The sequence below is a fragment of the Streptomyces sp. RP5T genome (genome assembly GCF_003933965.1).
Classification (GTDB): Bacteria; Actinomycetota; Actinomycetes; order Streptomycetales; family Streptomycetaceae; genus Streptomyces.
In genome coordinates this window covers 1-5,222 of sequence record NZ_RSAJ01000576.1, presented here as the reverse complement: position 1 = coordinate 5,222, position 5,222 = coordinate 1, and the positions used below count along the sequence as shown (strand labels likewise).

The window sequence follows — 5,222 nt, the reverse complement described above, 5'->3', positions numbered from 1 at the left end:
CCGCCCCACCGATCCCCAGCTTGTCCGCCGCGTCCTGCAACCACTCCGGCGGCGTCAGCAGGAACGACGTCTGGTTCAGATCGACCCGCGACGCGGCCGCACCCCCCGCTCCCGCACCCGCGCCGGCCCGGTCCTGATGCCCGTACTCCTCCTCGTAGCGGCGGATCACCTCACCCACCGGCAACGAGGGCCACAGCGTGGCCTCCCCGCTGTCCCGGGCGATCACCAGCCGCTGCGCGCCCCCGTCCGAACGCGGCCCCTCCGCACGGTCCTCGGCCCACACCACGAACCCGAGGCCGAACTCCCGCACCCGCACCTCACGGTGCTGGTACGACGGCACGTCCCCGTTGATCCACTCTTCCGCGCGCTCCTGCGCCTGCGCGAACGTCACCATCGCTGAAGCTCACTCCCCCGACACGGAAGAAGACACGGGAACGGAACGGGCGAACCCGCCGTCCACCATCAGATTCGCCACCGTCTCCAACTCCGGCGGATTACCGGCCAGTCGGGCCAGGAACTCGTCGAAGTCCGCACCGCAGGGCAGCAGAAGACGCTCCACGCGCTCGGCCGGCGGCACCGAGGGATCGACGTCGCGCGCGTCGTCGTAGGCGCAAAACCAGACCGAGCCGATCCCCCCGCCCTTCACCTTCACGGCCAGCAGACCTCCCTGGACGAAACCGACGCCCAGGTAGTCCTTGGTCAGATGGTCCCGCAGGCACTTGTTGACGTACACGAGGTCGTTGACCGCCGCCTCGTCGCGCACCGTGAAGAACGGCTGGTCCACCAGGAGTCCCAACTCCGCGTCCAGCGCGGCCCCCACCGGTGCCGAACCGCCCGCCGCCTTCAGGAAGGACCGGTAGGCGCCGGGCAGCCGGTAGCCGAGGTCCTCCTCGACACCCTGCACCTGCGACTCCGTCACCGCCACCGACGACTTCGGCAGCCCGAAGTGCGCCGGCCGCGTCTCCTGCAACGGCCGCGTCCCCCGCTTGTTCTGGTCGACCCGGGTCGTGGCGATCCCACCGTGGTGCCGCAGCAGGGCCTTCACCTCGACCGGGATCAGCTCCAGCCGCCGCGAGTCCACCACGTGGTGCCACGTCCAGCCGTGCGGCGTCGCCACCGCCGGCACCGTGTCCCACAGCTCGTGACGGGTCGCCGCGAGCGCCGCGTTGGCCGACACATAGTCCGTCAGCCGCAGTTCGTCGACCCCGAAACCCTCCGGCGGCTCGGCGATCTCGGCGGCGGCACGCGCGTACGGCGAGAAGTCGGGGTAGCCACGCTCGTCCACCCGCACCCCTCCGGGATGACGCGCGGCCCGGACCGGGTCCGGGAAATGCACGACCTGCCCGGCGTAGGCCGCGTTCGGCGGCGCGGCTTGCTGCCCGAGCCGACCTGTCGTCATGGCGAAAGCCCCCTGCGGCGCTCTGGTACGACCGCGGCGACCTCCCCGGCAAAGCAGGGCCACCACGCGCCGTATCGACTGTCTCGTCCGTCTCCACGCGTCAACCGCGCGCAACGCGGCGACCACTTGGATCGCGGTGCCGACAGCCTATGCGGTACGACGACACCGGTCACCGGGCACCGGCCAGGCCCCCTCCGCTTCCGTGACCAGCCGTCACTCCCTCGTGACGACCGGTCGAACCCGGGCGTGTCGCAGCGCCCCAGCTTCCGCACCAGCCACGCCGTTTGGCAGTCTGTGACGTCCGGGGGGATGCTCGGGAGGGGAAGACGATCATGAACACGACGCAGACGGGACCGCACACAGGACCGCACACGGGCACGACGACCGCCACCGACGGCAGCCCGCACGCCGGTTTCGGCGGCGATCCCCGCATCGGCTGGAGCAGCGCCGAGAGACCCCCCGCACCCGTCCTCCGCCACCGCCGCGACGGCATACTGCCCACGGTCGCCGCCGCTCTCTCCGTACGCGGCGCCACCCTCACCTCCACCGCCGCCCGCGGCGACCAGGCCCCGCCGCTGCACCCGCTCGTCCAGGACTTCCTCGACACCCTCGGCAGCGACCGGCGCGACCGCCGGCACCGGCGGCACGGCCGGCATGGCCTCCCCGTACGCCTCCGGACCGGGGGAGCCCTCCGGGCGCGGAGGAACGGCGGCGACCGCCGCCTGCGGGGGCACCGGCACCCGGGCACCCGGCTGCTCAAGACGGTACGGGGCCCCGGGCGCGACCGGTGCGGCCGCCGTCGGCACCGTCAGCACCACATCTCCGTACGCCTCGGGGCCCAGCCTGGTGAACGCCTGCTGGTGCAGCTGCTCGACCGGCGGACGCCACCCGCTGCGCAGGATCGTCGCGATCGTCTTCATGTACGCCGGCACGGCCACCGTACGCCGGGACGGCGGTGGTGCGATCCGCCCGAACACCGCGTTGTTGCGGCCGGAGTCGAGGGTGTGCGTCCGCAGCCACCCCCAGGCGTCGGCGTCGGCGTGCAGGTCGAGGACGAGCGTCGTCGACCCCGGGGAACGCAGCCGGAACTCCTCGCGGATCCACTGCCAGGGCAGCGCGGTGTAGCGCACGGTGGCCGGGGTGGTGCGGGCCAGCGCGAGGTGGGGCAGGTGCTGGCGGCGGTCCAGGGCGAGTTGGCCGGTGACGAAGACGGTGAGCGGTCCCGGGGTGGCCGCGACGGCACGCAGCCGGGTGAGGACGGCCTGCGGCTCCAAGGGGTCGGCGAGCTCGACGACGTTGGCCGTCTCGGTGCCGGAGAGCACGGCGGGCGGCACGGCCGCGAGGACGGGAAGCACGGACGCCGCGTCCACCAGACGGCTCTTGCCCACCGGTGAGGCGGCGAGCAGCAGCACGGTTCCCGGCATCGGTCCCTCCCCATCCCCCGTCGATCACGTACGGCAGCACGGTAACCGGTGCGGCTGCGAAGGGGCGTTCCCAGGACGGCAAACGTCCCATTCCTGCCCGCTCGTCGGCCCGTCCGACTTGCCGGCCCACCCTCGCAGGTGTGCTCTGGTAGTCGGGGGCGTGGCGGGGTGGACAGAGAGGAGTGCTCTCATGGCTCATGCGGCACCCGCGGGCGGGTTCGCCCGGACACCTGATGTCTTCAGCGCCAAGGTGCACACGGCAGCCAGGTACGGCATCCCGGTCGTGCTCGGGCTGATCTACGGCTACTGGGCGGCCGCGAACCGCCGGGACGGCGGTCCGATCACCGGCTGGAACTGGCTGTTCGGCTGTGTCACGGCGATCGCCTTCATCGTGCTGTGCATCGCCGTGGCGACGTTCGCCCCGCTGCTCAAGCGGGAACTCCACTCGGCGGTGAAGTCCGGTTTCGCCGGAGCGGCCGTCGGGTTCCTCTACAGCCAGACGGGCGAGAGCGTGCTGCGCTCGGCCGCCCTGGGGCTGGGGGTCGCGGCGGGGGTGTTCCTGGTGTTCTTCTACCGCTACTACACGCGAGAGGACGCCGAGGGGCACCGGATCCGCTGACCGGATCCGCCGGCCGGATCCTCGGGGTCCCGGCCCCCTGGGCCACCCGTCCGGGTGACCGGTGCACCGGATGGCGCAATCCCCGCCGCCACGGCTCGCGCGGCGGCGCGCGGGCGCTTTGCCTGGAGGGGTGACCTCCCGTGTCCGAGGCGCCCTGTCGGCCGCCCTGATCGCCCTGGCCTGTCTCCTCGTGCCGTTCGGCGCGCTGGCGGCCTGGGCGGAGTACGGCCTCGCCGACACGGGCCGGTACGTCACCGCGATGGCACCGCTCGCCGCCGACCCCGCGGTGCGGGACGGCGTGGCGGACGCGGTGGCGGACGAGGTCGGCGAGCCGGCCCGGCCCCTCGTGCGCTCCCTGACCCGGACCCCGGCCTTCGGCACCGCCTGGGAGGCGGGCAACAGGGCGGTCCACCGGGCCGTGCTGCGGGCCGTGCGGGAGGGCGGTCACCACGCGGTGACCGTCGACATCGCCCCGATCGCCGCCCGGGTGGAGCACCGGGTCACCCTGCCCCGCACCGAGGTCGCCGTGCTCCCGGCGCCCGCGCTCGACCGCCTCCGGAAGGGCTACGACGTGCTCGAAGTCGCCGGTTTCTGGCTGCCCGTCACGGCCGCCGCACTCGCCGTCACCGGTATCGCGGTCGCCGCGTGCCGCCGCCGCGCCCTCACCGCGACCGCCCTCGGCACTGCCCTGGGCGGCGCCCTGCTGGGCCTCGCCGTCGCCGTGGGCCGCCGCCTCACCCTGACCGACCTGACCGACCCGGTGCGCCGCCCGGCCGCGGGCGCCGTCTACGACGCCCTGACCGGCACCCTGCGCACGGTCTCCTGGCTGCTGGTGGCCCTCGGTCTGGCGGTGGCCCTGAGCTGCTGGCTCACCGGCCCGTACGGCCCGCTGCGAGCCCGGCGAGCGTCCGCAGCGCCCGTTCCAGATCCGGCACAGCGGCCGACGCGAGCCCGACTCTGACCGCGTCCGGGGTGCGGTTCGGGTCGACGGCGAAGGAGGGTCCGGGCGTCAGGGCGATGCCGAGCGCCGCGGCGGCGGCCGTGAAGGTGTCCGCCCGCCAGGGCGCCGGGAGCTGCCACCAGGCGTAGTAGGCGCGCGGATCGGACCGTACGGCGAACCCGTCCAGGCACGCGGCCAGCACCCGCTGTCTGCGCGCCGCGTCGGCCCGCTTGGCCTCGACCAGCCGGGCCACGGTCCCGTCGAGCGTCCACCGCGTCCCCGCCTCCAGCGCGAACCGCCCCGCGCTCCACCCTCCGGACCGGACGGCGTCCGCGACCGCGTCCACCCGCTCCTCCGGTACGACGAGGAAGCCGACGGTCAGCCCGGGCGCGACCCGCTTGGACAGGCCGTCGACGACATGGGTGAGGCCGGGGGCGTGCGCGGCGAAGGGGTCGTCGGCCTCGGCGAGGAAGGACCAGATGCGGTCCTCCACGACGGGGATGCCCAAGTCGCCCACGGTGTCGGCGAGTTCGCGTCTGCGTCCGGGGCTCGTGGTGAGGGAGGTCGGGTTGTGCAGGGTCGGCTGCACGTAGAGGGCCGACAGGGGAGCGGTGCGGTGGGCCGCGGCCACCGACTCGGGGCGCAGGCCGTATTCGTCCGTGGCCAGCGCCACCAGGGTGATGCCGAGCCGGGCCGCGATGTCCTTGACCACGGGATACGTCAGCTCCTCCACGCCGACCCGGCCGCCCGGCCGCACCAGCGAGGCGAGGGCGGCGGCGACGGACTGGCGGGCATTGCCGGTGAAGAGGATCCGGGACGGGCCGGGGCGCCAGCCGGGGG

5 protein-coding genes and 1 pseudogene are annotated in these 5,222 nt (G+C 74.1%); 2 read left to right on the top strand and 4 right to left on the bottom strand.

Annotation, left to right across the window (positions count from 1 at the left end):
• The 3 genes and pseudogenes from EHS43_RS36680 to EHS43_RS48375 form a co-directional block, all read right to left on the bottom strand.
• Positions 1-394: pseudogene (locus EHS43_RS36680) on the bottom strand (hypothetical protein); the annotation flags it as partial.
• Between the two features lie 9 nt (positions 395-403).
• The gene (locus tag EHS43_RS36675) at positions 404-1,399 is read right to left on the bottom strand and encodes an SMI1/KNR4 family protein (protein ID WP_125194919.1); all 996 of its coding nucleotides are present in this window, start codon (positions 1,397-1,399) and stop codon (positions 404-406) included.
• On the bottom strand, positions 1,396-2,823 hold the full coding sequence (locus tag EHS43_RS48375; protein ID WP_260470888.1) for a hypothetical protein: 1,428 nt from the start codon (positions 2,821-2,823) through the stop codon (positions 1,396-1,398). The genes EHS43_RS36675 and EHS43_RS48375 overlap by 4 nt, the downstream gene beginning before the upstream one ends.
• Before the next feature lie 190 nt (positions 2,824-3,013).
• Here EHS43_RS48375 and EHS43_RS36660 point away from each other — a divergent pair, with 190 nt between their 5' ends.
• Both EHS43_RS36660 and EHS43_RS36655 read left to right on the top strand, forming a co-directional pair.
• Positions 3,014-3,442 (top strand): hypothetical protein, encoded by a 429-nt coding sequence (locus tag EHS43_RS36660; RefSeq protein WP_125194918.1) that lies wholly within the window; start codon positions 3,014-3,016, stop codon positions 3,440-3,442.
• A 130-nt stretch (positions 3,443-3,572) separates the two neighbouring features.
• Complete coding sequence (locus EHS43_RS36655) at positions 3,573-4,403, top strand: hypothetical protein (RefSeq protein ID WP_125194917.1); 831 nt, start codon at positions 3,573-3,575, stop codon at positions 4,401-4,403.
• Here EHS43_RS36655 and EHS43_RS36650 read toward each other — a convergent pair.
• Positions 4,312-5,222, bottom strand: a 911-nt coding sequence (locus EHS43_RS36650; RefSeq protein ID WP_148104179.1) for a PLP-dependent aminotransferase family protein, incomplete at its 5' end; no start/stop codon positions are given. The two genes, EHS43_RS36655 and EHS43_RS36650, sit on opposite strands and share 92 nt — an antisense overlap.

Bases quoted from the DNA above. Each gene is read 5' to 3' on its own strand.
- EHS43_RS36660 (WP_125194918.1), top strand. From the start codon at position 3,014: ATGGCTCATGCGGCACCCGCGGGCGGGTTCGCCCGGACACCTGATGTC.
- EHS43_RS36675 (WP_125194919.1), bottom strand. From the start codon at position 1,399: ATGACGACAGGTCGGCTCGGGCAGCAAGCCGCGCCGCCGAACGCGGCC.
- EHS43_RS48375 (WP_260470888.1), bottom strand. From the start codon at position 2,823: ATGCCGGGAACCGTGCTGCTGCTCGCCGCCTCACCGGTGGGCAAGAGC.